Below are 25484 nucleotides of genomic sequence, written 5' to 3'. Positions count from 1 at the left end.
ATGAAAATAGGATTTATTTTTGGGGCGCTGCTGGCCACTTGGCTGACGCTAACTTACCCGGACCAGATGAGAGAGTGTTTTAACAAAGTGGTTGCGTATATGGAAAGCGTGACAACATTCATTACTAAATAGTGAGCGTGCCGGTGAAGAAGCTAAAAAAGTTACTTTTGGAAATATTGATCGCTGTCATGCTGTCGCTCTCGCTGCCTGCAATGACAATGGCCGCAGATACCGGTGTCCCGGGAGCAATGTGCCAGTCAGCGGGAGTATGGCAGGGCCTAATCAAAAACATCTGCTGGAGTTGTATCTTCCCGATGCGGATCATGGGAATTGGAGCAGCCCCTGAAGGTGCCGCCCCCTCACGCCCTGGTTGCTATTGCACGGATCAAAATGGGATACCAGAAATCGGATGGCAGCTAAGTTTTTTCCAACCAGTAAAAATTGTTGAAGTGGTGAAAAGTCCGTGGTGCAGCCCATTTTTAGAGGGAACCATGCTGCAAAAATCACAGTTCGACATCGGCAAGAGCAATACTAACCAGCCTATGACCGCAACAGAAGCCGGATTCTACGACGTACATCTCTGGGAATTCCCAATCATGACGATGTTGAAATTGCTGGTTATTGGTGAATGTACAGCAGAACCTTATGTTGATGCCAGTCTGACGTATATCAGCGAAGTAGATCCGATGTGGGAAAGTGACCTATTGACGCTCGTGCTAAACCCCGAAGCTGTGGTATTTGCAAACCCTATCGCCTCAATGGTATGTGCAGCTGACTGCGTGGCCGTGACTGCCGGGAAGGATAATTTGGCTGCATATTTTTGTGCCGGGTGTGATGGGAACCTTTATCCGTTAACTGGACACATCTATGCGAATGATGATGCCGTCAGAACCAGCTCACTTATAACTCAGCGTCTACTGACGAAGTTACATAGGCAGGGAATGCTTATGAGAACAATGGGAGCTGACGCAATGTGTGAAAAAACGTGGGAATACTTCACTCCTCGATCTCAATACCGACTTTCAATGCTTTACCCAACGCCGGAGGCGAATGGTCCGGATTGCTGTCATCGCCTAGGCGATTCTGTCCATGACTGGTCAACGCTTAAAGGTGGACGGAAAAAAATCGGCATAGATAACTATGTTTACATGCTGTGGCGCTATAATGATTGCTGCGTCAGGTATATACCCAACTAATTGAAAAAATTGAGTATTATATATGAAACATAGAAAAATAATTTCTTCAGCAATTATTGCGTCTATGATAGCTAATACTATGAGTTGGGCATTTTACGTGTCGCTCATAAACATTGCGTTAACGCCTAAAATATTTGCGGCAGATGCGATTTTTGACCAGCTTGAAAACAATTTTAACCTTGCCAATCCCAACGCCAACCGGAACGCAACCACCAGTGCTCAGGATATTGTGGAAAAGTATAAAAATGCTGATTCCGGGGAAAATCTGAGCGGCAAAATTTCCGAGAAATATGTTGGTAAAGCAGAGTCAACAAACCTAAATGTTGGGAAGTACGGGACGCCGAACTCAAATGAAAGTGTTATGAGTAATGGGGTGTCCGACGGGAAATCGATCGGTAAGGCTGTACAATTACCTAGCATGTCGGGCGGTACAATTAACTCGAATTATACGAAAGAGGGGGCAAAGTTACTTTCTAGGGACAGCAGCGGTAATATTGGAATAAGTAACAACCCGAATACAACGGCAGGTACCAAAACCAGTACAGGGGAACTATTCAGCTCAGAGCAGAAGCACAGTGATGTTCAGTTCAATGCTGGTGGCCGGTATGGAGATGAAAATGGCTTCATCAATGACATCAAAAATCGAAAAAGTCAGCTGTTTGAAGCGCAAAGTTATGATGGAGTCGCCTACCGTACTCTGGTGAATGCAAATAAAGAAAACCCAGCATCTACTATTAAACCTAACGACCCTATGTTCAATGCGGGTCGAAACGAAATAGGAAATGCTGTAGCTGGTACAGGAAACTGGCTACAGAATTGTAATACGGAAACATCAAAACAAACAATTACTACGCACTATCCAGATTACAAAGAGTTTTACTGCAATTCACCCAAGAAAGATAACTTTAACAGTTGCACGATAACTCGTGATTTTTCCGTGCCGGTTTATATCTCAGGTGGTAATGGTGATATGTCCATGTGCGGAGATAATTGTGTGAGAGTCTGGTTTGGCAGAAGGGACGACAACTATTGGAACGATGGAGTCTATGACAACTCATTAACCTTAAAATTCCATCCAGATGCAAAGCTCGCAACTGCGAAAATAATTAACGCAGAGTGGGATGACCATATGAGGGTCACGCTTGATGGTACACAGATTTTTGCTCATATAGATGGAGCATATAGAAGTAGCAATTATCCATCTCCACAAGGTCAATGGGAGTTAAAGAAATCCTGGAAGCTCGATAAAGTCTACGATATTACTGAACAAGTAAAAACCTCTGTATATCAGGAGCAGGATCGTGAAGTGACTATGGCTTCGCGCGTATGGGTTGGCGGTGGTGGGGAAGGCTATTTTGAAGTTGAGATGACTTTTGAAAATATGAAGTTGGAGGATAAACATATACAGGAGCCCGCAGGATGTTTTGATGCAGTACAAACGCCGAATTCATTCTGTCGGTTTGACAGGTTTGTCAACATGGATGTTGGTACAAAGCGACTCCCGGAAAGTGTGCTTAAGATGGCCACACCGCTTTACAAAGGTGATACAGGATACTTAACCTGGAAAACAAACCTTGAAGGCTATTTCTGTGATCCCCTGGCGAAGGAAAAACTGTGCTCTTATGATGCGAAGGGAAACATCATGAAAGACCCCACAGGCAAAGACCTTTGCTACAACTACGACGATATAAAAAATATGCCTGACGCATGCAGCACATATAAAAATGATGCTGCGTGTGTGCTAGATAATCAGACATGTGCTGAAGGTTGGTTCGATGAAGGCACAAATACTTGCTACATGTATGAGCAGAAATATACATGTGACAGAGGGAAAGACGTAGTCAGAGAGGTAGAGTCACAGACTAACTCCTGTGTAGGTATGATCCCATGTTCTGGCGGAACATGTGAAACAGGCCCAAAAGAAGAAAACAAAGATTTTGGGAAAGTGGCCGCGTACTCCAATATGGTTCAGTACATGCAAGGTGAAGCAAAATGCGAAGATCCAAACGACCCTAACTCCTGCTCTGTCTTTGAGGGGAAAGCAGAGTGGTGCGGCAGGTCCGTTGGTTTTGTGAACGGACTGGCCAAAACAGATTGCTGCGAAAAGCCGCAGGGTGCTGCTGGGTCACTGGAGGCGATAATGCTGGCCGGGTCGATGATCCGAAACACGAACTGGACCCGAGTGAATGCTCAACTGGTAAACTGGACTGGAGGGGAGAGCGGAACCTGGGCATCAATGGCTAACTCAGTGGGTGAATGGACTGCATCGGCAGGTAAAACTGTCGGACAAATGTGGAACAATGTGACCAGTTCAATAACCAGCGTTTACGAAAACGTGGCCGGTAACCTTGGCCGAACAGTAGGATCATCCGCTGCTGGTGAAAGTGGTCAGCTTGCTAAGGAGACTATGAGTTCATTCGGGCTTGGTAAACTTAAGCAGATGGCCATGGAAAAAGCCTATGACCTGCTTCCCGATACAGTTCGAGACTTCGTATTTAAAAATGTAGCGACAACGGGTGGAGAAATAGTCTTTTCTGCTGCTGTTCAAAACTTTATGCTTGCATTAAATGTAATCGGCTGGATTTATACGGCATATCAAGTCACAAAAATGCTGCTTGAAATGCTGGTGGCCTGCGATCAAAAAGAAATGGAAGCATCTATTCACAAAAATCAGAAATCCTGTTTTACACTGGATACAAACCGTTGTGTTAAATATCTGAATCTGGGATTTACAAAGAAATGTGTTAAAAAAGCAACAGACATGTGCTGTTACAATTCAATGTTATCTCGCGTTATTATGCAGCAGGCCTACCCGCAGCTTGGAATAGACCCGGTTACTTCAAACTGCGTTGGCTTATCAATAGGGCAGATCCAAAAGTTAGATTTTGACAAGATTGATTTAACAGAATGGATTAACGATGCTGTTCAGGTCGGAGAAGTACCGGACCAGTACGCTACATTCTCAGAATCGTCAATAACAGCAAATTTGCCATTTAAAAACGAGAATTATCAACTTCCATCAGAAAGAACAAAAGATGCAATGGGAGGAGAGGAGAATATGATAAAAGCCAGACAGGAAAACGCTCAGGCCATTAAAGAGGAGAACGTAGACTGTAGCTATCTTCCACGCCCTGCGATTTGTGAAGTTGGGTCAACTTATGTAGATCCAATTACAGGTAAGGAAATACCAAAATATTAAAAAAAAGGGGCTGTAAAGCCCCTTTTGTTATTTTGATTTCAGAGTTTTTTCCGGGAATCCTTTCTGACCATACTCACCAGAGAAGAGGTAATAGTCTTTCCCATTAATTGAAGCAGCTGCGCCGCCTGGCATGGTGAACTTTGGACTATCAGAACGGAAAATAATACCTGAGAAATTATTGCTTGACTCATTGCCTTTAAATGGAATGAACACGTAACGAATAACTGAATACTCACCGGCAGGTAGATTAAGTTGGGGGATTTCAGTTCCAGTCGCAGGGCGAATAGCCTGGAAGCTGTACATGGAATTAGTTGGCATTACGTCAGGAGCTGGTTTTGAAGTGAGCTCGCATGTACTCCATTTATTGATGACCGCCCTATCAATCTTGCAGGACGCCAGAGCTGCACTTTGCTTCGATGGGTTGAATCCGAGCATTACCTGTGACTCTTTGGTGTGATTGTAAACATACGCAGCACCGGCACGAACTAGGCTTTCATCGTTATAAGGAAGTTTCTTCGGGTTCGGGACAAAGACAACATACTGGTTAACCTGAATGTATTCGGCGTCAGAGGAGCTGTATAGAGAGCCCAAACTCATAATGCTTAATCCGCTGAGACCGCCTGTCACATATCCCATAGAGCCGCTAATCAAGAGTTTGGAAAGGAAGTTATCTGCATCACCACCTGGCTGAACAGTTTCCTCATTAAAAGAAACGTCAAACCCGGCCAGAGAGTAAGCATTTTTGGCTACAGAATCTTTTGCGTTAGCATGCCAGTAGAGCCCATGAGTGTCGCTGTGCTGGGCGGAGTTAGGGGATTGACCTGCGTTCCCAGCACACCCTACCAGAGACGCACTTGCAACTAAAGCTGAAACCAAGGATACAAACCGTTTATTTTTCATTTATGACCCTTTTTGAATGAATTTTATGTCTAGAAGCATTATTTCATACTCGCCAGTTTCTCAAACAACCTAAATGAAGAAAAAATGGAAAAATATGAAGTGACCAAAAATGAGTCTTGTAAAGAAAAATCCGTCAAATTTAAATCGTATAATAAAGGGGACTAAATATTCAGAGGCTTTTATGGGTAAACCAACAGATGAGCAAAGGGTCATCATTGAAAATGCAAATGCTAATAATATGGTTATTGCAGCACCGGGATCTGGAAAGTCATTCACGATGATAGAGGCGGTGATCTCTATCCTCAGGCAGTTCCCTTATGCCAAAGTGGGGATGGTCACATTTACCCGTGCAGCAACAAATTCATTGGCTGAAAAACTGAAACGTCGATTAAGTAAGAAAGACCAGGATAGGGTGCTGGTCAATACATTCCACGGCTTTATCCGGATGCAACTGGATATGGTCAACTGGAAGGGCAAGATGTTGATTAGCTCGGCACAGCGTTCTGTAATTCACAGGGCATTGAAGGAGTCCGGCGCGCCTTTTCGATACCCGGATGCAGAATTTGCTATTGACGCGATTGGAAGGGAAATGGATACGGACATCATTTCAGTTCGCCATACGCGGCAACAAATCCACTTGTTCAACACCTATCAGGCAATATGTCAGAAAGACCACGTTGCAGATTTGAATGCACTCTCACGTTTTGTTGTGGGCCAGATGTACTCGGGGAAAATGCAGCCACTTAACTTGACACATTTAGTTGTAGATGAAGTTCAGGATACCGACTCGATTCAGTATGCCTGGATCTCACTACATACGAGGGCAGGTGTTAACACTAGCATCGTTGGGGATGATGATCAGGCAATTTATTCATTCAGGGCATCAGGTGGAGTCAAAATATTCCAGCAGTTTGAAAAACAATTCAGGCCCAACATATTTTATTTGAATACTTGTTTCAGATGTGAACCAGAGATTTTGAAGGTAGCAGGGGCATTGATTGAAAAAAATGTTTACAGATACGCTAAAGATCTCCGTTCAGCTAAGGGCGGTGGGGGAAAAGTTCATTTCCGCTCATATGTTGATATGGATGAGCAAATTCAAGGCATTCTCAATCTGATTAACCAAGACCCGATTGGGTGGGCAATCCTCAGCAGAGGTAATGCACATCTCGATCAGCTTGAAAGCCTGATAGAGCAGCCGGTACTTCGTTATGGTGGGAAGTCATTTTGGGATGAAAAGGAGACAAGCGATGTATTGCATTTGATGGCATTCTTCCGACATTCCAACGATGTCCGGTTAATGAAGAGGGTGCTGGCGCTTTTCGGTGAAAATGAAGAGGTCTTGGACCAGACAGCATTGAGCATGAAAGGAAGAAAAGTAACTTTTGGTGAACTGAACATCCCGAATGAAAGTTCCCTGGAAACAAGAACGCTTCATTCAAACTTCACCCGGTTTACACAGGAGACTCGGGAAAAGGTTGAAATAGAAAAAAGGTTCGCAAATCTGATTAAGTGGATGGAGTTGTCGTCGATAAAAATGAGGACGCAGAAAGGATCACCATCACTGAGCAGAATTGCGCTGGATACCTGTAAGCAATGGGCCGAAAAGACAGGCTGGCAAAATATGATAAATCGAGCTGCGGCGATGTGTCTGGGGCCAAAGAAGAAGGATGAGGAATATACACCGGATAAAGTAGTTTTATCGACGTTGCACGGTTCGAAGGGTCTTGAATGGAAAAATGTAATTATTATGAGTTGTAATGCAGATCAGATTCCAAGTAAGCGGTCTGTGGGGCAGGAGGCGATTGAAGAAGAAAGACGACTGCTTTTTGTTGGGTTTACACGAGCAGAGCAACAGCTGCATGTAATGTGGTACGGTGATCCGTCTTTCTTTTTAAGCGAATGTGCTGAAGATAAATTGAAAGAGGCTGCGAAAAGTAGAACAGAATCCCCTTTGACAGAATAATTTTGATTTCTTTATTTACAGGAATGAACCCGTGTAGTATAACGTATATGAGCTTGAATTTATTGCTCCCACATTTCAAGTAACTTTATAAAAGTTACTTTGCGCGTTAAGCGCATATTCAGCCGTGAAAAGCGGCCAGCTTTCTAAAGCTGCAAGGCACCACCGGCAAAATGTCACCTTTGTCGCTGGTGCCTTTCCCATGTCTGAAAAAGGACAATCGAATTTACCAAATCGTAACTAACTTAGCTCTTAATTGAGCTATTTTCGTTGCGTACTTCTAATGCCAGAAAGTATAAATCAGGCGGTTCATAGCTTACGGGAGATGAATGACAGGCTTTGCCTTTGTGTTGGGATATTTAATGATTCCTTCCTTCTTACTATATATAGGTGACCCCAAATGTCTAAAAGTAAAGCACGCAGTAAAGCTCTTCTCATCGCCTTCGCTGATCTGATCCCAGATATGGATAAGGTGGTTAACAAGAAGTTATTGGATTCTCTGAATGTTTATTCAGGGCATGATAATGACCTTATTGTTATTATGAATGAAGATGGTCCAACCATAATTGAACTGAATTCTTTGAAATCAGTTTCAATGCTGGCTCAAAAGCTTTCTGCTTTTTCTACTTATTATCATGTGGAAATGCAGCAAATTCTTGTCAATCCAATTGACTTTGAGAAAGCTTACACACTTCTCAAAGAAGCACCTGCAATTCCAATGTTTAAAACTTTAGCCGATCTGGATAAGTTCTTAAATGAAGAGTTTGAAAAGTACGGGTTGAACACATTTCTTGATGTGGATAACCTTGATTATTCACTCGCTAAATCCAGAGAGTTAAAAAATGATCAGTTGGTTGCCTGGGTTTCTGAAATTATTGAGAAGCGCGAGAAATTAGCATTGCGTAATCGATTTAATGAAGTGACCAAAGCACATTATGAAACTGTAGATGCAATGTATGCAGCCGTTCGCCCATTAATGAAAGAGTTAGGTTTTCCTGATGAACTCATGTTACACACCTTTAGTGAATTGAGCGTTTTCGATTCCAAAGGCTGGGATTATGCTATCAAGTCGAAAATTGAGTTTCTCACTAAACGCGAGGAGCAATGTTTAGATTATCAAATGAAAGCAGATAAACGGCAAGCGACAGTTGATGAACTCTTGGCACAAATCAATAACGCTAAAACGGTAAAAGCACCAAGATCTTTTGGTCAGCTGTTTGGCTTTTCTGTTATTGCCATGATGACATTTATGTTCATTGTAAACAAATTTATCTAATCCTGTTAAGGGGAAACCCTGACGGGGCTTCTCTTTGCTTAAATTGAGGAGAGAAGTAATGTCATATCTTGAATATGTTAATGAAGTAAAAGTGTCCGGGATAGTTATCAGTGCAATGGAGAAAGAAATGACTAGCGGAAACGTTGGGTTATTGATAAAGCTCAAAAACAGAATGAAAACTGAAATTAATGGTGAAATTACTGAGAGAGAATTTTCGATTCAAATCAAAGTATCACCAGAGATGTATTCAGGCTGTTTCACTGGTATAAATCAAGGTGATGAGTTAATGGTCTCCGGTTATCTTGTTGTGGATACCATCACATTGGAAGGGAGAGAGCATCCTCTTGACTACATGAGAGTAGTTGCAACAAGTAAGTTAGCTCACATACCTAAACCTCCTAAGGGTTTTGGGCAAAGTAGCTTTAGACAGATCTGACATTTAAACCACCCAAAAGGGGAGAAATCCCTTCATGGGAGTTCTCCCTTAGGAGATCCCATGAAACAAAAAATAAGGCCGACTGCATTTTGCAGTAAGCAAATGGATTTTTTCTCTATATTCGATTTTGAAGAAGAGGAAAAAGAAATAATAACTATAGTTGAGTCTCCACTTGACTATATAAATGATGCAATAGCCGCACAACAAAGTATTCAATCAGAAGATAAACATTCAGGCCCGGAACTGGAGCCTAGTGTGTCGGAAGATGTTGCTTTGCCTGGTAATTGTCCCAAACTACTCAAAAATCAAATTCTGCATGACATTAGTTTTGCTGCGGAAACTGATTATCTCTTCACTCTAGAAGAGTACAGTGCGGAGTTAGGTGGTCTGGTTTTTGACTGGGCCCCTGAAGATGTATATCAGTTATACGTCGTCGCAATGGAAGAGTCGTTGGAAAACGTAAGGCATCTCGTCATTACAAAATCACTCTATTCCACTGATGAATTCGGTAACATAACCGTGAATCCGCTTCTTGAAGCCGAAACACGGTGGTATATGTCGAAATCATTTGAGCTTACATGTGCCACTCATGGTATTGATGCTATTGAGTTCAGGTCAGAGCTTAAAAAAAGCTTATATGAATATACGCACAGTTACGGAGGTGAAAATGCTGAATTAGCTCGTTATCATCAAGATAAAGAGGTTATTCTGCATGATTGTAAGGAAGAGATGGGATGGGATATCTTTTTCGAACAGGACTATTTGTTGCAAGAAAACAAACTGGCAATGAAATGGACTGATCGGGATATAATGGATGTCTATTCTAAAGTATTTAAATCAACAATTAATTTGTTTGAAAAACTTGTCGTTAATAACAAGTTAACCTTAAGAGATACTTTTGGTTGGGTAATCGTAAACCCTACATTTGAACGCCAGTTTGAATGGATTGAGTCAGAAGTATTCGAAATCGTAGGAACTCATCTTGGTTACAACGTTGCCGCTATCAGAACACAGATGGCGACCGCGTGTAGGATGACTTTCCACTAACATGCCACTGGCAAACATCTGCCAGCGGGCGGTGTTTGCATTTTACCGGAGTTTTAAAAATGACTAACGCCGCAACTGTATTAAAATCCGACAATTCCGTACAGGAAGAAATCATTGGTAATCTGTTACCCGCAAATGTTATATCAAGTAAGATGTTTGCGAATAAAGAACAGTATTATCTTGTCAAAGCAAAAGATTTATTTGGCATTCCTGAGATGGATGAGGATATGATTGTTCCAGTGTTTAAAAAGTTTTCTCCATATCGTGCGAATCTGAATAAGGACTATATACCAAATTCTCGAATACTTGAGCAAGTAGTAAAATTGCTTGTAAGTAACGATATAGATTTGAGTGTATGCCTGAAAGGAGAATCTGGATCAGGTAAGACTGAAATGGCAATGTATATTAGCCATATGCTGAACTGGCCGCTAACCATAAAGCAAATCAACAGCAATATTCGCGCTGATGAGCTGGAAGGTGAGCGTAGTCTTATTAACGGTAACACCAGTTTTGTGCCTAGCGAGCTTGTAACGGCATTTCAGGAAGGCCACCTCATTCTTCTGGATGAAGTGGACAAGATTGACCCTGATACTGCCGCAAAGCTTCATATGCCTATAGAGCGAAAGCCCTGGTCACTAGCTGCCAACGGTGGCGAAGTGGTTAAGGCAAATAAGTTTACGCGGTTTATGGGTACTTCAAACACAAACATGAGTGGGGGATCTCGTAAGTTCGTTTCATCGCAGCGGCAGGATGCAGCGTTTATCAAGCGCTTCCTGATTGTGGAGATGGAAAGGCCTTCAGAGGTTGCATTAACCAACGTTTTGCTTAAACGCTACAATAACCTGCCTATGCTGGTAATTGAAAAATTCGTTTCGGTAGCCGTTGCAGTAAACAACACAGGAACTGACGACAGTGTAATGGATATACGCCAGCTTGTGGCATGGGTTGGAACGTCAATGACGTTAAAGACCATGTCCTTACTGGATACATTTAAAATTGCTTTTGCGTCGGCTCTGCCTGCACATGCCACTGGTATGGTGTTGGAAGCCATCGACTTAATTCTCGGTGACGACAAGAACCGTACAATGGAGTATTACACTGCAAAAAAGTAGTTATAGATGGGACGAGTTATCAGAAGGCTGAATGCCGTGTGACAGACTTTGCTCATCTTACGTTTTACGGTTTTCTGAGTGCAAACGGAACTGAAACTTTCGTGATTGCACAAGATGGAAATCAATATATAGGTCTGAAGCAGCATAATAATGACTATTCATTTATTTGTTATGAAGTCTGTAACAAAGATATGGAAGCCATGATTAAGGGCCTTGAATCAAAAGGATTCATGTATCAAGGGAGCATTCAATCGGCGGATGTCGAAAATGAATTTCCTGGAATTCTTTTAACAACACTTGAAAAGTAATATTATTAACCCTATCGGGAAATCTTTCCCGACGGGGAGGTTTTCCCATTTCTAAATCTGGAGAAAACCTATGACTTTCAATACTTCTAAACTTAATAAAGTTTCTGCAAAGGAAATCAGTGAAAACTTTATAAAAGCATATCCTGACTTGCAGGAAGGTGCTGTTATAACAAAAATTGAAATTAGTGGGTGTCAGGGCTCTCGGCGAACTGATAAAATCGAACTGTCCTATGGCGGTGATGATATAACAGACCAGAAGAGCGTGTCTAAAAGCGAAGTTCGCTGGATAGACATAAAGGCACTGAGTTTCAAAAGCACTATCACTAGTCGAATTTCAACCCTTTGTTCACGGTTGTGCATCCGCTATAGCAATATGTGGATACTGCCAGTTGAAAGGATGGAGGAGTTTCTCGAAGAGGCACAAGAAATCGAACGTGAATTTCAAGCCGGTATCCAGAACGTGGTTGATAACTATGACACTCATATTCAGGCTGAGAAAGATCGCAGTCCGTTGATGTCAGATTTAATTGACCAGTTGAAATTGACTAAAGATGATTTTGTTAAATCATTCCGGTTTAATCTGGCACATTTCATTCCGTTTTCACCGATTAGTGTGGAGGGGGATGAAACGCAGGACTTTTATCAAGAACAACTGATAACTGACTTGGCCGATGAAGCTATGAAGGTTTATACAAAAATCAGCAAAAATGATAATTTGCGTTCCAGCACGATTGACCGATTAAAGCAGATGCAGGATAAAATAATTAGCTTCATGTTCATTCATAAAGAGGCTGTTGTTCTTGCAGAAGCTATTAAGCATATCATGAATAATTTACCAAAAGGTGCCATTTCTTCTCCCCGTGATGTTGCGGTATTAAAGCAGTGGTTCTATTTCATGAGCGATGCGTCAATGCTGAAACGTATTATCTCCGGTGAACAAAAGGTAACCGACTGGCTGGATTCCATAACCCGGTCATTCAATATCGATTCACAGGTTACAGCGGCTAACTCTCTGAATACTGCTGAGGATGATGTTTTTTCTTCAGCAAATGTTTTCAGAGAAGACCCGGTTGAAGATCTTGAGAACAAGGCAGTGAATGCACCTGAGCCTGCTGTTGGCCCTGATGAAGATGTTTCTATTCAGGCCAGTGGTAGTAATAGAGCATTTGACTGCGAACTCGAATTGACCGGTTGGTAATTTAGTCTTGTAAAAATATCCCCAGATGGGTACTTCACCATCTGGGTGAGTACCCTTTATCAAATAAAGGTACTCAAATGAAATTTGATTTAAAATCTTCACCACGCCATATTCAACGCCTGACGAATATAGCCAGCGTGATAAGCGGTATAAATGGGATTTATGTAATTATTGACAATAAGGTGAGTACACCTTATTTCAACACCCAAAACAATGTCTGTGTTTTACCTAACGGTGATTATAGCGATGAGAGATTTGTCAAGCTAATTGAAGGATTCATATGTCATGAAGCAGGACACGGTCGTTATACAGAGCATGAAGTATACCGTGAAGCTTTTGTTGGAGAATTGATCAATGCAGATGGCTTCATCAGTATTGATGATGACTTGAAGGCTGATTTTCAAAACCTAAAACAAAAGCAAAAAGCATATGCTCGTGCTTGTCGACTAAAAGGACTTATTAATCTTTTTGATGATGTCCAGATGGAAGCGAAGACGGGTATTGATTATCAGGAGGCAAAAAAACGCCTCGCGGTGACTTATGCCTTGATGGTTGAAGCTGGGCGTATGACGGTTGATATTTCTTCAACCCCTCAAAACCCGGTTCAGTTTATTGAAATGTACCTGCTTAATACATTGCGGGTTAACGTTCTCCAACAAGAAGGGCATAAAGAAACGCTTGACCCATTTTTCGATTATGCAAAGAAAATCCTTGCACCTGTAACTTCAGAAGTCGATGAGATCATTCATCAAGCTCTAAGTTGCAAAAGTACGCAAAATTGCGATTCTCTGGCGCGTAAAACTCTGGCTCTTTTAGAGCGTTTAAGGGATGAAGCAAAAGAGAAACAGCAAGAAGAGGAGCAGTCGAAAGACCCGCATGACGATACAGATGAATCATCTGGCTCTGAGAATGAACCTGATACCGAACCCAATGGTGATAGCCAGGGTGAAGGGGATGGTGATAAAGAAGGTCAAGGCGATGATTCTGGTGATGGTAAGGCGCCTGCGGAAGGTAATGGGTTACCGGACCAATCCGGAGGGGATGAACAAAATGCTGAGAACTCTAACGGCGAACCTGATGGTGAGTCTGAAGGTGATGAATCGGCGACCCCCGGCTCGGATGATGCTGACTCGACACCTTCCCTAAACGACAGTTCAAATGGAAATTCTTCTGATGGGGAAAGTAACTTTTCTCCTGAACAGTGGGATATGCTTGCCAAATTGCTGGATGATTTTTTAAACAGTGATGAGGAAAGCGAGGATTTTCATGAGGTTCTTGCAAAAGAGATCTCCGTAATTGCTGCCAGTGTGTCGGATGAGGTTAAAGCTGAATTTGGTGCAAGTGAGTGGGATGTTCCAGATTTGAACATTGATCTGAATGTCTACAATGAAGCATTAAATATCAGCCAGACCCTTGGGGCAGATTTATCTGTTTTACAGCAGGTAAAAATGCGTGGTCAATTTAAAACCCGTGATAGAGGCTTGTCATTCGATATTAATCGACTGATCCAGTCTCCGATGGGTGTTAGGGATGTATTTCGGTCACAAAGCGAATCTAAAAACCGGGGCCACGTCGGCTTGGTCATTGTTCGTGATATTTCAGGTTCAATGAGTCTGGAACACCGTTATATCCATGCAATTAAGACTGACCTTGCATTAACTCTGGCAATTGAAGCTATTTCAAAAATGCATGTTGCTAATGTGATTTATCCGTTTGTAGACAAAGATTTTGAAGTTATCAAAACGTTTGATGAAAACGCGGAAGAGAAACTTTCAAAATTCTCACTTGGCTGCAAGGGCAATAATACCCCAACGGGTTCTGCATTAAATGCTGCTTTAGAGTTGTTACTTGAAAGCCAGTTTGACAGGAAAATTGTTTTCCTTATTACTGATGGTTATCCGACTGAGTCGGCTTACACCATTAATGATGTTTTTTCAGTTGCTGAAAGTAACGGCATTGAAATCGCTGGTGTTGGTATTAAAACTGATGTGTTGATGGGTTTTAATGAGGGCACCTTCGTAAATGTTGATGATATTTCTTTATTGCCGAATGAGGTCAGTAAATTAGTACATCAAATTCTATCTAATTAAACTCTACCCAATCGGGGCAAAACGACGCCCGGTTGGGTCGCTTTGCTCCCTGAAGGATTAAGGAGCAATATATGACTCAGATAAAGACTTACCGTGTCGAGTATGAAAAAGTCGGGACGATGCATCGTGTCCGTATTTTTGGTCGCATGGGTGAAATTGTCAAAAGTGAATTGCCAGAAGAAAGAATTCTCCGGGATGTATCTATACCAGAGGGTAATGGAGAAATGGCAACGTCAATGGTTGATGGTTTTATCCAGCGTCTTGAAAATATCGGCTTCAAGACTGAAGCGTAATTGTTGAGGGCTCTTGTGGGCCCTCATTCTTAGATTCTGCGTTGTGGGTTTCTCCCTGTTTTCTGCATCGCAGAGGGCATTGAGAAACCCACAATGCCAGATAAGAGAGAACAAATGACTTATGCATCCCAGGCTGTTAAGCGTACACCACATGAAGTCACTGACCACTTTATAAAAATGGTTCACGCTCGTATAGCGGAAGTATCAGGCTGGCGCTATGTATTCGATAGAATACCGGCATTTAAAGACGCTTGTGATAAAGCACCTGGCCAGGTTCCTTGCCCATTTAGTGGGGTCGGGAAATCAAAGTTCCGGTTCCGTAAAAAGGACCTCTTTACCGGTTGTGCCATTCACAATGATTTTCCAGTGAATGCATTTTGTGACGGTATTGATGTATTGGCAGAGTACTACAAGCTGAGCAAGACCCAGACTTGTAAGAAGATCCTGACTGATTTCTTTGGGATGGATTTGTACGCTCCATTAACTGATGCGGATCTCGAAAGTGAACGTCGTTATAAATCAACAGTTCGTGCAACCGAAACGCTTGACAGCGATGAAGTTGAAAAACGAGGGCGTAAACTTGAAGTGATATATCACTATACCGGTGAAATCAAACCTGAGAGCCCTGTGTGGGTGTATCTCCGAAATCGAGGTCTTAATCGAGTTCTGAGCAACCTTCCCAAGGATTTAGGTCTGAACAAACGACTTTACTACATGGATAAGTCACTGGAAAAACCCACGATTTACCCGGGAATGATCGCAATTTATCGCGATACCCGTGGGCGTCCTCTGACAATCCACAGAACGTTCGTCGAGTTAAATGGTGATAAGGCACATGTTGAGAATCCGAAACTGATGATGAAACCGCCTGCCGATATGACTGGCGGCTCAATTCAGCTGTACGATCCACACTTCAATCCAGGTACCCGTACCTGGACGTTAGGTGTGGCTGAAGGCATAGAAAACGCGCTGTCAGTTACTGAAGCGACTTCAACACCGTGCTGGGCCGCGAGCTCTGCCTGGTGCCTTGAAAACGTTGAAGTGCCGGATAGTCTCCTGCCTCCCCCTGGTGTGAAAGTAATACAGTTTTACATCTGGGCGGATAAGGATCTTGTGAATACAAAAGGCACTTCCCCGGGAATGGAGTCAGCTAAACGACTTCAGGAACGTATGAAAGAGTTTTTTGCAAAGCGATATCCCACTTCAGAGCTGACAATTAAAGTCTTTGAACCTGATTTCGATATTCCTGTAGGGAAGAAAGGAGTCGACTGGAACGATGTACTAAAATTAACAGGACCGGATGGATTCCCCGTAAAATGGGCTCCTGAATGTCTTGCTCAGCTTTAAATCCGATAACTCCCCCGCCTTTTCAGGCCGGGGTGGGTTATCTCTTTAGTGTTTATTTACGTTAAATCCTAAACAGATAATCCGATTTCCTTCGTGAAAATCACCTGTTATTCAGGTTTTTTTTACGGCTGAGATGCTTGCTCAGTTTAATAAATGTGCGATACATCTGGCTACGGTCGGTTGTATGACATGGTATATCCATAAAACTTAAAACCCCTGACGGGAGTATTACCGTTAGGGTGATGCTCATCGTTAAATATCGGAGAGCATTGTTATGAATATTGAAAATCAAGATTTATTTAATACGTTCGCTGCTGTGATTTCATCTCATATCGTTGAGCAACCATCTTCGTGTTATTACCTTCATGATAATGAAATTGACTTCACGATTTTAAAACACAGCATAATAGATAAAGACAAAAACCTGTTGTACGTTATTCGTCCTTCAGGAACCTGTTTGTTGCGTTGTGATAAATACTTCTTTCCGAATTACTATCTTACAAGTCGTGGAGATTATAAAGCATTTAAGTATGTGCATTTTAATCTTGCAACACGAGAAGCGGAAGAAATCACCTGGCAGCAAGCTTTTGAAATTTTGTCCAAGCCGGGAAGACCTCCATTAAGAGGTTCACTTGGTAAATTTGATTATTTAAAACTTGTTATTGATGATCTTCGTGCGCGAGGGTATGCCGATTTCCTTCCAGCATACAACCTTGATGGCCTTCGTCACTTTGCAGTAAAGGATGAGCGACCATCACTTGTCAGTTATATCGACAATGTCATGGCACTTTGCGCATAAAGATAACACATATTTTTACTACATCCCTGATGGCACCTCCCATCGGGGTGGCCCTCAGAGTTGAATCTGGAGGTCTTATGAAATTAGCTACAGATCTGGTCAATGCGGTTCTGATAAAGAATGGCATTGTACCAACTTCCATTAATGAGTTGCCTGTAACGTCGCTGGTAAAGCCATTGACACAAGTGCATCTCAGCCTGTATCTGAAAACAACGCATTTATCTCAGTTCGTCCCTGACTACGTTGAGTCTCTGAAAGATTGTCCGGTTTCGTATGATATCGGCCTTGAACTTCAGCAGTGTATCAACAGTGCTGAATTGCTCTGTGAAGACATGGAGTCACTTGAGTTTATCTCTGTATGGATAGAGCTCTATACGTGTAATTCAAAGCAACAGCGGTTTGAGAAAAGTAACTTTTCTTTTCGAACTGAAGATATCGAGCTGGCTAAGATGCTGTCTTGCTCGCATGAAATCTTAATAAGTCAGGCGGCTTGTTTCTGGCTTTTGTATTTTGAAGATTTCATGAAATATGTTCGTAATAGGCTCTGTGCATTACTCAGACAGGTTTTAATTTTGATTGCAGGACTGCGAAATGTATACCTGCAACGGAATGAAGATCAGTTGATTAAGAGAGTTAAGCACGGGAATGAAATGCTGGAGGTGACTCTTAAAGCTGTTGCACTATGTTCAATAGAAAGGTATCTGAAATCATATGCCTCTTTACGAACAGAAGCGGCGGCTTCTGGGTTTATCAAATGCATTCAGTCTTATATCAGTACTGGTTGGAGACATGGCTATATAGTCTGTCAATATTCAAAAAATGGACGGTCTCTTGGTAAGTCATTACCACTTTTTATAAAAGAGACATCTGAGCATAATATACAGAAACGTGTCAATCGCCTTATATCTTCCACGATTTCGGGGCGAAATAAAGATTTAGGTCTTTACGATTTCTGATTAACATTACCCATCCGGGGATTACATCCCTGATGGGTGTAATCCCATTTTTTATTTAAGTGAGGATTACATGAAAATTATTGAGAAAATCATTAATGCATTTCTGATATCGCGTAAACATTCAGTGAAGGTCAGTAATGTTATCTGCTTGAGTGGCACCGACGGTAAATTTACTGGAATATGCTGTGACGCCGATGTTTCATTTGATTTTCTTTATTCGTATGCCCCCGCATACAGTTCAACATTTTTAGATATCCCGTTTCCTGGGTTTGAAGACCAGGACATCGCGGATTGTGTTAAATGTCAGTTAGATGTAGTTAAAAATAAACGGAATCGGTCTTTTTTAATTGACCATATTAGATTTCCAGTTTCCTCAAGGGAAGGATTCACTCTGACACGCGGTGATAGTTACGACGTGACTGAATGTGAATATAATAAGGAACGATTGCTACATCTGACCCGACAAGGACGTTTTTGTGAAGACTATCTCACGTTCAAGGATGGCCTGAGTTCCTTCTTTTCATTTGTGAATTTCGAATTACATGAAATAGTGAAGGAAGGTATACGTTTGGCACTTGATGTTTTAAACAAGATTACATCTGATCAACCAGACCGTCTTATAAAAGACTTTAAGTATCATGATTGCTTCGGCAGTTATAATGTACAAATATTTTCTAAGGGTCTGCCAGTTGATATCCTTGAAACGATGATTGCACCTGATAGGTTGTTGTCTAACTTGTCAGGTAGTCGTCAGATTATGAAAAATGCAAGTCGCTATCTTAAAGGCTTTGCCCTCAGTAATCGTGTTTACATGAAATACGGATGGCGTTTAGCAGATGTTGACACATCTGACTATGCGAAAGTTATGTCAGATAGAGAAATGCATGCCAGAGATGATCTTAAGGCGTTTTGCAGTGTCTTTTTTAAAGAGTGTTTCGCATCCGGAAAATATGAATACGAAGCATACCTGAGTGAAAGACAACACGCGATTCGTAACGGGTATTAATACTTATTATCAACTTATCTAATCCCTGAGGGAATTCTTCCCTTGGGGAGGATTCCCTCTTAACCGAGGGCTACAAAATGAAAGCGATTTATAAAATAATTGAAGCGATGCTGGTGAAAATGGGCTTTGAAGGTGCCGTGATCCAAAGTGTCAATCTGGAAACGGGTGTGATTCAGAGTCTAGTTGTTAAGGCTGATATTCCTGTCCGGACTTTAATGCCGCATTTAAGGCGATATCTGCGCGATTGTGAGCCTTTATGGGGACATGACGTGGATTACCACCCTATAGCACAATATTGCTCAGGAGCTGCGTTGTTGAAGGCTGGGCCGGTCACTCTTGAAACCTTTCGGTTTGAGGTTTCAGTGTCAACTGCTCACCTGCGGCTTGTGGATGTTGAGCCGGACTGTCTAAATGAGGGTGTGAACCGTGAAAAACTGGAGTATGTATATTACCGCTCCAGCAATGCAGACAAGGATCTAATACTTGGTATGGTTGAAAAAGGACATAATTTTATCAACCATCTGCATGAACTTTTACGCTCGCGCTTATCAACGGCTTTGCCGCTGATTTTCGCAGTTACAGAAAAGATTGCGGAGAGTTCAGTTCCACAAGTAATCACCAGCTTTTTCAGTGTTGACCATCAAATCAATGCCCAGATAGTAGTCGAACCTGTACCCGTTTCAGTCGCAGACCAGATAATTTCTGCTGACTGGAATGTGTGTAGTGTTTCAGGAGCGGATAAGTTCCTGAACCATGTTAATCGTTATCTGTCGGGTAGGGTGATGAAGCGGCGTATTTACGCTGTTATAGAAGCTTGCGACGGTGGATCTTTATCCCTCAATGCGAACTTAGGTTGCTTTACATCACCTCTTCTCGTAACTGAGTATAAAATGGTTCAGTCACACTCTTCATCGCTTTATCGAAAGGCTATAAATAACTCGCTTAAGCAAGTTAATTCGTATGCTCCAGAGCATTCAGATGACCTGCTTTCTATGTAATTAATTTTACCCATTGGGGAAGCGTATTCCCCGTGGGGGTTGCTTCCTTTCTTCATTAAAGAGGAAGTGAATATGTTTAATGAAAGTGATGATAAAAACTTTGTTAGTGCAATGCTTAAATGTCAACTTGGCCTGAATATAAGCCAAGAGGATATTACAATATATGACAAAGAAAATCATTTTGAACAACTTTCTTTTAAAGCAAATGTGGCGCTTGATGATTTGTTATTTTATCTGGATTTATATATATCAGAATTGATTAAGCATAATGCGCCGTATTCTGAAACTGAAGTCCTTCGGACTAAAATCAAATACTTTCTTAAAGTATATGAAAAGTCTGGTTTTCAGAACATAAGAATTCGCGGTTATCATAACGCGCACAGTACTATAGATATTGTCGATATCGCATCATTAATATTGGCGGGGTCTGTACCGGAGTCTGAACATGATTCAATAGATCCTGTTTTAAGAAAGGAAATCTATCAAAATCGCATGAGTGTTGAGGGTAAAGTTCTCATTGCCCGTTTTGCACTTAAGCAATTTTTCCATTCTGATTTTGGTGATTTCATCTTAGAGTTCGAGAAAAGTATCTCCAAGTGTTTGAATACTTCTCTCCAGATAATTAAATCTGTAAAGAACTCATTTAACCGTTTAGGTCAATATCAATATCAGCGTCGTGTAAAAGATGACCTGACTTTGCATCTTGATTTGAATACAGATGAATACCCGGCCTGTATGCCAGACCTTTACATCGGTTTCAAGGAGTCTGAAGGGACGACGGGAGTGTATCGCGATGATGAAAAAATCATTCGTCTTTATACTGGCGTTAGTTCCGGAAAGGATGTTCCTGTAATGATGACCGTTCGATTCACTGGCTGTGACGGGAGTGTTTTGTCTGAATCATCGCACGGTACTTTCTGTTCCGTGGGACCTACCGGCCGAGTGCAGGTTTGTGACAGAGTTGCGTTGGTCCAAGAAGCGGTCGAAGAGTTACGGGATGTTGTTTAACCCTTGTTTTTTACCTCTTCATTCCAAAAAGTAACTTTGTTCTACCAAATGACCGCGCTACCTATTCTGATCAACTTGCAGGAAAGAATGGCGCAGTAGTACATATTTTTAATCCACCCACTGGGGAAGTCGCTCCCCTGTGGGGCACTTCCTTTAATAATCCTGAGGAAGTGAAGATGACTAATTCTACTGATAACCAGAACTACGTTCGTGCAGTACTGGCAGGCATTGGTATTGATTTTGATGAAACAGAGATGTTTATCAGTGTCTCTCATTGCCAGAGCGACGAAGTTTCGTTTACATGCAGTATATCAGCCAGTGAGTTAAGAGAATCTGCGGGGCATTATGTGGATACTCTTAATGATACCCAACTGGCTGGCCTGGATGCGGATGCACTCAAGAAGCGACTGGTTTACTTCCTTGAGGTTTTCGACCTGGTTTCCGGTCAATATCTGGATATTTCCGGTAAACATTTCGCGACCAGCCGCTTTGAATACGACGATGTCTGTAGTGAGATCCTGAGTAACTCTGCGGACAGCGCCCAGCCAGGTGGCTATGATCGTGAAGAGTACAAAAGACTGATGGAAGTTGATGGTCAGGTTTTAATCGCCCGATTTGCACTGGAAAAATTCTGGGATACGCATTTTATTGGGCTTATCAACTATGTATCAGATGAAATAACATCCGGGCTTTATGAGGTTTATCGCACGTTCAGTGATATAAACATGGCCGGTTATACATTTAGTGAGTATTCATATACGCGTCGTATTACCGACGAACTTAGTTTGCATATTTCACTTAAAGAGGACGATTTCGAAGAGCAATTAACCGATTGTTATATGGATGAAACAACGCTGCCGTCTGGCAAGGTGGTTTTACGCCGTAATAATGAATCAATTATTGGGATTTATGAAGGATATGCTTCAAAATCTTACTTTCCTATGGTTGCTAATGTTAGAGTCCTTGATACAGATGGTGAAGTTGTTACTGAACTTTACCAAGGGGTGAATGTATCAGAATTAGCTGGTGGTCGGATTAAAATCCATGACCGTCAGGAATTAATTTCTGAGGTGTTCGCTAACTTACGTGAATTCATCCCAGCATCAGAGGATAAAATCTTTGATGCGGCATGAGTCCTGAAGGTTGAATTATATATTTTCAGGTTTTTATACTTCTAAGAAGGCACGGTTATCCGTGCCTTTTTTTTTGCTTTCGTCAAAACTTGCATTGATTTCACAATTTTACAACGTTCTTACTGCCCTATATGTTTTACGGTACTGTACTCTTGGCACCGTTACATGTAAGCCTTCCATTACCTTCTTCAACCAAACCTAGCCTAATTTACATCCTTCCAGCTGTTTCCTTCTCTGCTTCTTTTACTCGAATGTTTTGCCCCTTGCTGACGTTTCCGGCAGCACACAGTCCGAATGCTGGAGCCTCCAAATTACTTTTTACTTCTTTTGTTTCGGTTTCGCGAAAATAGGTCTCTTATCTGAAAAATGGATCGTTAGAGATTTGTATACTGTTTAAAACAAAGGAGTCACTATGCCTGCCACTACAATCCTGAGCAATAACCCTGTGAATTCGGTCTTCTCTAATGACAATAGCCATTTCACATACCGGCATATTGATTTCAGTATTGAGCTACTGCTTTCTTCAGGAACTGACTCACAACTGGAATATCTGTTTCTCAAACCGGCGGCTGAAGTAAAGATCGATTTACAGCGCCGTTTAGCTAGTGGGGAACGTTACGTTACAACCGAGAGTTGTGACAATTTTAGCGAAGTTGATGGCTGCATGGGACACGATTGCTGAGGACTTTATAACGGCAGGCGTCCGATTTAATACAACACGAGACACTATCACCTAATGATGACTGAATCGTTCTTTGACTGGGTTGTGTATTGCATCACAGGCGTAATACTGGCATCTGCGTTCCTCGAAGGAAAAAGAACCCGTTTTCCGGCTGCATTTTTTTACGGAAGCATTGTGCTGCTGGTCGTTTTGATAGTGGCCGGTGCCCTCAACTGGTGGTTCTACCGTTCTAAATTCGGCTCAGTTGTCGTTATTTTTGCCGCGACAACGCTGTTAATGACCCGATTCAGATTGGTTATTTATGCGTTCAGGTTTCGGACGCTGGTGGCAGATCTCCAATCACATGTAGCCAAGGGATTCAGGATAATCCTTGTCTTACCCGAAAATGAAGACGAGAAGACCGTTTTGCTTAGCAAATTGTCGAAAGTGATACATTCTGGGACGTTGTTTTATACCCGAACAGCTCTGGGTCCATATTCTGGGGATCTCCTGCATGCTCTGGGACAAAAGCACCGAAATGGCGAGGGCTATCTGCTTCTTTGTGAGCAACAACTTCCGGCTCGAACCTGGCTAAGCACTGTAGAAAACGGTCAACCAGAGAAGTCTATTGCAGTTAATTTTCATTCGATCCCTGATATGGAGTGATACCCCTATGAGCAATACAGATTCACAGACCGTACCAGCTGATGCCCTGTGTGAAAACAGTTCTCAGGTGAAAATTCAGCTAAGTCGAAGCGCCTCACGAGCATTGACGACGGCGAAAGAAATTCTTGAAACCCGAGGGCTGGTATCCGTATCCACTGAAGACCTTGTTCAGGCCTGTCTCGAAGAAAATCAGCCACTCGACCTGGCAAGTATCTATCTTGAGCACCGGCTAAAACAGAAGGGAACCAGTATCTGTGAATTTTAGTGTTTTCCAACCTATTGGGGAAATTCCGGAATGTGTTTATATAGCTGTAAGTAAAGCACTCTACAGGTAAATAATGAAAAGCAAAATTCACTCTTCAGGAACGTCCGGCACGAAACGAGTACTTAAAACGGATATTGCGTTGCCTCTGCTTTGTTGGGTGTTCACCAGTCCATTCAGTAACTGGACTGATAAGTTTTTTACCGGCACAGAAGTGCCGGAGGGCTCGCTGCCGGGTCTAGAACAGGCGCCTGAGGCTATCTTCCGATTTGTGCTCAATGACGAAGGTTTTGATGTTGGTTTTGACGCGGTGGGAATGGATCTCTGTTGTTTCTCTATCCCGCTTTCGACGATGCCCACAAAGAATCTGGACGACGAAGAGACGTTGTCGAGGCTTACCGGCGACGTGATACACGGCGTCCTGCTTTCGCTTCCGGAGTACATTGAAATGCCAGACAGGCTGGTCTATCAGCTAACTGATGAGGTCATGGCGTTCAATTCACACTGTGGCAACGGAATTCTACATGGATGGACGACGGCTCAAGAGTTGTGGCGAAACGAGATCCTGCCACGCACCACTATTTTGATGCAGCAGACATCAGTCATTCACTGAGTTCCGGGGGCTCTGGATGAAAAAGCGACTTTACCTTCTTGAATGGAAACTTCGTGAGACAAGAGCCTGGTTAGGATGGATGGTGTTCTGGATTATCATCAGTTTTATGTTTTTATCAGCGATGTTCATGACAGGTCATTTGTTAAACAAAGTTGTCCTCCAGCCCGTTTGGCTGTGTATCTGGTCTTTACCCTGGCTGGGCTTCTTGTTGAAGGTACGCGTGACCGAAATGGATAAAGGGCTCGTGAATACACTTCAGCTCGGAGATCTGCCGGTTTTCCGCTGGAGTCGTTCTGTAGTTCCTGGCACCTGGTCTGTTGACAGAATTAATGGACGCTACCGGTTGAACCGGATTGGAACGGATGGTTTGACGGTACACTATCCGTGGCGCCTGTACTATCAGCCTTTGTTCCTGACACCGGATAAGCAGATTTCTGATATTAACGGACGTGAACATGAACGAAAATTCTGACGCAGTAGTGAGTGCCGCTACTTCCTGCCTGCTGTATGTGCGTGAAATCGAAAGGTCAGGCCCCGGTGAAATGCCGGTGTCATATTCAAATGAGCTTATCCAGAGATGGCTTAGTTCGGCTGAACGTCGTAATTTGCATTCCCGCCACAGCTTGCGTTCGATTCGTACAATTCTGAAGCACGCAAGGAAGAGCCGTCAGCCTGATTTTTAGAGCGTGATGCATTTGCTGGTGGAAGGGAAGGGTGTAATCCCGGATGTTTCAGTATCGGATTTGGGCAATGTGCAGAACATACGTAATGAACTGATTGGTCTGGGTTGGTGGGTGAAGTTTGGTGTAAAGCAGGACTGGCAGCGCATCAATCTGCAACGCCAGCCGGTCAGTTTTGGCCTTTTGAATGACCTTAATCGTTGTTTTCGGCATGACGGTCAGCAGGTTGAACCTCTGCCACTTTATACAACCGGCAATCCCGGGGAATTGCGGAAGGTGCTGTAAAAGTACAACTACCGGCTGCATATCGACTCTTCAGAAGTCGTTGAAGACGTAA

25 protein-coding genes are annotated in these 25484 nt (G+C 42.5%); 24 read left to right on the top strand and 1 reads right to left on the bottom strand.

The window, feature by feature from the left end:
• Positions 1-143: 143 nt before the first annotated feature.
• On the top strand, positions 144-1196 hold the full coding sequence (trhU, locus tag LRS40_RS00855) for an IncHI-type conjugal transfer protein TrhU (protein ID WP_001395465.1): 1053 nt from the start codon (positions 144-146) through the stop codon (positions 1194-1196).
• 22 nt (positions 1197-1218) lie between these two features.
• The gene (gene trhN, locus LRS40_RS00850; RefSeq protein WP_096099051.1) at positions 1219-4395 is read left to right on the top strand and encodes an IncHI-type conjugal transfer protein TrhN; all 3177 of its coding nucleotides are present in this window, start codon (positions 1219-1221) and stop codon (positions 4393-4395) included.
• A gap of 27 nt (positions 4396-4422) precedes the next feature.
• On the opposite strand, the gene LRS40_RS00845 is transcribed toward trhN, so the two are convergent.
• The gene (locus tag LRS40_RS00845) at positions 4423-5295 is read right to left on the bottom strand and encodes a lipoprotein (RefSeq protein ID WP_000792088.1); all 873 of its coding nucleotides are present in this window, start codon (positions 5293-5295) and stop codon (positions 4423-4425) included.
• Positions 5296-5476: 181 nt separating this feature from the next.
• Here LRS40_RS00845 and trhI point away from each other — a divergent pair, with 181 nt between their 5' ends.
• The 22 genes from trhI to LRS40_RS00735 all read left to right on the top strand — a co-directional run bounded on the left by trhI (position 5477) and on the right by LRS40_RS00735 (position 25432).
• Positions 5477-7261 carry an IncHI-type conjugal transfer helicase TrhI gene (trhI, locus tag LRS40_RS00840; RefSeq protein ID WP_000517883.1) on the top strand — a complete coding sequence of 595 codons (1785 nt, stop codon included), beginning with the start codon at positions 5477-5479 and terminating at the stop codon, positions 7259-7261.
• Positions 7262-7658: 397 nt separating this feature from the next.
• A complete protein-coding gene (locus tag LRS40_RS00835; RefSeq protein WP_000045554.1) occupies positions 7659-8534 on the top strand; it encodes a hypothetical protein in 876 nt (291 codons plus the stop codon).
• Between the two features lie 58 nt (positions 8535-8592).
• Positions 8593-8970 (top strand): hypothetical protein, encoded by a 378-nt coding sequence (locus LRS40_RS00830; RefSeq protein WP_000120823.1) that lies wholly within the window; start codon positions 8593-8595, stop codon positions 8968-8970.
• A gap of 60 nt (positions 8971-9030) precedes the next feature.
• Entirely contained in the window at positions 9031-10017 is a 987-nt protein-coding gene (locus LRS40_RS00825; RefSeq protein WP_000810456.1) for a hypothetical protein, read from the top strand.
• Positions 10018-10076: 59 nt separating this feature from the next.
• On the top strand, positions 10077-11129 hold the full coding sequence (locus tag LRS40_RS00820) for an AAA family ATPase (RefSeq protein WP_000180136.1): 1053 nt from the start codon (positions 10077-10079) through the stop codon (positions 11127-11129).
• 38 nt (positions 11130-11167) lie between these two features.
• Positions 11168-11437 carry a hypothetical protein gene (locus LRS40_RS00815; RefSeq protein ID WP_000129110.1) on the top strand — a complete coding sequence of 90 codons (270 nt, stop codon included), beginning with the start codon at positions 11168-11170 and terminating at the stop codon, positions 11435-11437.
• A 70-nt stretch (positions 11438-11507) separates the two neighbouring features.
• A complete protein-coding gene (locus tag LRS40_RS00810) occupies positions 11508-12635 on the top strand; it encodes a DUF3150 domain-containing protein (RefSeq protein WP_000143798.1) in 1128 nt (375 codons plus the stop codon).
• A 77-nt stretch (positions 12636-12712) separates the two neighbouring features.
• Entirely contained in the window at positions 12713-14725 is a 2013-nt protein-coding gene (locus LRS40_RS00805; RefSeq protein WP_144314412.1) for a VWA domain-containing protein, read from the top strand.
• A gap of 71 nt (positions 14726-14796) precedes the next feature.
• Positions 14797-15018, top strand: coding sequence for a hypothetical protein (locus LRS40_RS00800; RefSeq protein WP_000192122.1), 222 nt, complete (start codon positions 14797-14799; stop codon positions 15016-15018).
• A gap of 93 nt (positions 15019-15111) precedes the next feature.
• A complete protein-coding gene (locus LRS40_RS00795; protein ID WP_001113001.1) occupies positions 15112-16365 on the top strand; it encodes a toprim domain-containing protein in 1254 nt (417 codons plus the stop codon).
• Positions 16366-16639: 274 nt separating this feature from the next.
• On the top strand, positions 16640-17164 hold the full coding sequence (locus LRS40_RS00790) for a hypothetical protein (RefSeq protein ID WP_001019609.1): 525 nt from the start codon (positions 16640-16642) through the stop codon (positions 17162-17164).
• Between the two features lie 77 nt (positions 17165-17241).
• Positions 17242-18120 (top strand): hypothetical protein, encoded by an 879-nt coding sequence (locus LRS40_RS00785; protein ID WP_000762007.1) that lies wholly within the window; start codon positions 17242-17244, stop codon positions 18118-18120.
• A gap of 70 nt (positions 18121-18190) precedes the next feature.
• A complete protein-coding gene (locus LRS40_RS00780; RefSeq protein ID WP_000691116.1) occupies positions 18191-19126 on the top strand; it encodes a hypothetical protein in 936 nt (311 codons plus the stop codon).
• A 77-nt stretch (positions 19127-19203) separates the two neighbouring features.
• Positions 19204-20124 (top strand): hypothetical protein, encoded by a 921-nt coding sequence (locus tag LRS40_RS00775; RefSeq protein ID WP_039026200.1) that lies wholly within the window; start codon positions 19204-19206, stop codon positions 20122-20124.
• Between the two features lie 72 nt (positions 20125-20196).
• Entirely contained in the window at positions 20197-21132 is a 936-nt protein-coding gene (locus tag LRS40_RS00770; protein WP_000481479.1) for a hypothetical protein, read from the top strand.
• Between the two features lie 176 nt (positions 21133-21308).
• On the top strand, positions 21309-22265 hold the full coding sequence (locus LRS40_RS00765; protein ID WP_000185349.1) for a hypothetical protein: 957 nt from the start codon (positions 21309-21311) through the stop codon (positions 22263-22265).
• Between the two features lie 412 nt (positions 22266-22677).
• Positions 22678-22947, top strand: coding sequence for a hypothetical protein (locus tag LRS40_RS00760; RefSeq protein WP_001111914.1), 270 nt, complete (start codon positions 22678-22680; stop codon positions 22945-22947).
• 54 nt (positions 22948-23001) lie between these two features.
• Entirely contained in the window at positions 23002-23592 is a 591-nt protein-coding gene (locus LRS40_RS00755) for a hypothetical protein (RefSeq protein WP_000988154.1), read from the top strand.
• 7 nt (positions 23593-23599) lie between these two features.
• A complete protein-coding gene (locus LRS40_RS00750; RefSeq protein WP_000072212.1) occupies positions 23600-23857 on the top strand; it encodes a hypothetical protein in 258 nt (85 codons plus the stop codon).
• Between the two features lie 73 nt (positions 23858-23930).
• Positions 23931-24467 carry a hypothetical protein gene (locus tag LRS40_RS00745; protein WP_000836954.1) on the top strand — a complete coding sequence of 179 codons (537 nt, stop codon included), beginning with the start codon at positions 23931-23933 and terminating at the stop codon, positions 24465-24467.
• Positions 24468-24483: 16 nt separating this feature from the next.
• Positions 24484-24939, top strand: coding sequence for a hypothetical protein (locus LRS40_RS00740; RefSeq protein ID WP_011011072.1), 456 nt, complete (start codon positions 24484-24486; stop codon positions 24937-24939).
• A gap of 217 nt (positions 24940-25156) precedes the next feature.
• A complete protein-coding gene (locus LRS40_RS00735) occupies positions 25157-25432 on the top strand; it encodes a hypothetical protein (RefSeq protein WP_000550466.1) in 276 nt (91 codons plus the stop codon).
• The last annotated feature ends 52 nt before the right edge of the window (positions 25433-25484 follow it).

It is taken from the genome of Leclercia sp. G3L, from assembly GCF_021117075.1.
In the GTDB taxonomy this organism is placed as follows: domain Bacteria; phylum Pseudomonadota; class Gammaproteobacteria; order Enterobacterales; family Enterobacteriaceae; genus Enterobacter; species Enterobacter adecarboxylatus_C.
This window is presented reverse-complemented; position numbering and strand designations above follow the sequence as displayed.

Excerpts from the sequence above, each read along its gene's own strand:
- trhN (WP_096099051.1), top strand. The coding sequence starts at position 1,219 with ATGAAACATAGAAAAATAATTTCTTCAGCAATTATTGCGTCTATGATA.
- LRS40_RS00845 (WP_000792088.1), bottom strand. The coding sequence starts at position 5,295 with ATGAAAAATAAACGGTTTGTATCCTTGGTTTCAGCTTTAGTTGCAAGT.
- trhI (WP_000517883.1), top strand. The coding sequence starts at position 5,477 with ATGGGTAAACCAACAGATGAGCAAAGGGTCATCATTGAAAATGCAAAT.
- LRS40_RS00835 (WP_000045554.1), top strand. The coding sequence starts at position 7,659 with ATGTCTAAAAGTAAAGCACGCAGTAAAGCTCTTCTCATCGCCTTCGCT.
- LRS40_RS00830 (WP_000120823.1), top strand. The coding sequence starts at position 8,593 with ATGTCATATCTTGAATATGTTAATGAAGTAAAAGTGTCCGGGATAGTT.
- LRS40_RS00825 (WP_000810456.1), top strand. The coding sequence starts at position 9,031 with ATGAAACAAAAAATAAGGCCGACTGCATTTTGCAGTAAGCAAATGGAT.
- LRS40_RS00820 (WP_000180136.1), top strand. The coding sequence starts at position 10,077 with ATGACTAACGCCGCAACTGTATTAAAATCCGACAATTCCGTACAGGAA.
- LRS40_RS00810 (WP_000143798.1), top strand. The coding sequence starts at position 11,508 with ATGACTTTCAATACTTCTAAACTTAATAAAGTTTCTGCAAAGGAAATC.
- LRS40_RS00805 (WP_144314412.1), top strand. The coding sequence starts at position 12,713 with ATGAAATTTGATTTAAAATCTTCACCACGCCATATTCAACGCCTGACG.
- LRS40_RS00800 (WP_000192122.1), top strand. The coding sequence starts at position 14,797 with ATGACTCAGATAAAGACTTACCGTGTCGAGTATGAAAAAGTCGGGACG.
- LRS40_RS00795 (WP_001113001.1), top strand. The coding sequence starts at position 15,112 with ATGCCAGATAAGAGAGAACAAATGACTTATGCATCCCAGGCTGTTAAG.
- LRS40_RS00790 (WP_001019609.1), top strand. The coding sequence starts at position 16,640 with ATGAATATTGAAAATCAAGATTTATTTAATACGTTCGCTGCTGTGATT.
- LRS40_RS00785 (WP_000762007.1), top strand. The coding sequence starts at position 17,242 with ATGAAATTAGCTACAGATCTGGTCAATGCGGTTCTGATAAAGAATGGC.
- LRS40_RS00780 (WP_000691116.1), top strand. The coding sequence starts at position 18,191 with ATGAAAATTATTGAGAAAATCATTAATGCATTTCTGATATCGCGTAAA.
- LRS40_RS00775 (WP_039026200.1), top strand. The coding sequence starts at position 19,204 with ATGAAAGCGATTTATAAAATAATTGAAGCGATGCTGGTGAAAATGGGC.
- LRS40_RS00770 (WP_000481479.1), top strand. The coding sequence starts at position 20,197 with ATGTTTAATGAAAGTGATGATAAAAACTTTGTTAGTGCAATGCTTAAA.
- LRS40_RS00765 (WP_000185349.1), top strand. The coding sequence starts at position 21,309 with ATGACTAATTCTACTGATAACCAGAACTACGTTCGTGCAGTACTGGCA.
- LRS40_RS00760 (WP_001111914.1), top strand. The coding sequence starts at position 22,678 with ATGCCTGCCACTACAATCCTGAGCAATAACCCTGTGAATTCGGTCTTC.
- LRS40_RS00755 (WP_000988154.1), top strand. The coding sequence starts at position 23,002 with ATGATGACTGAATCGTTCTTTGACTGGGTTGTGTATTGCATCACAGGC.
- LRS40_RS00750 (WP_000072212.1), top strand. The coding sequence starts at position 23,600 with ATGAGCAATACAGATTCACAGACCGTACCAGCTGATGCCCTGTGTGAA.
- LRS40_RS00745 (WP_000836954.1), top strand. The coding sequence starts at position 23,931 with ATGAAAAGCAAAATTCACTCTTCAGGAACGTCCGGCACGAAACGAGTA.
- LRS40_RS00740 (WP_011011072.1), top strand. The coding sequence starts at position 24,484 with ATGAAAAAGCGACTTTACCTTCTTGAATGGAAACTTCGTGAGACAAGA.
- LRS40_RS00735 (WP_000550466.1), top strand. The coding sequence starts at position 25,157 with ATGCATTTGCTGGTGGAAGGGAAGGGTGTAATCCCGGATGTTTCAGTA.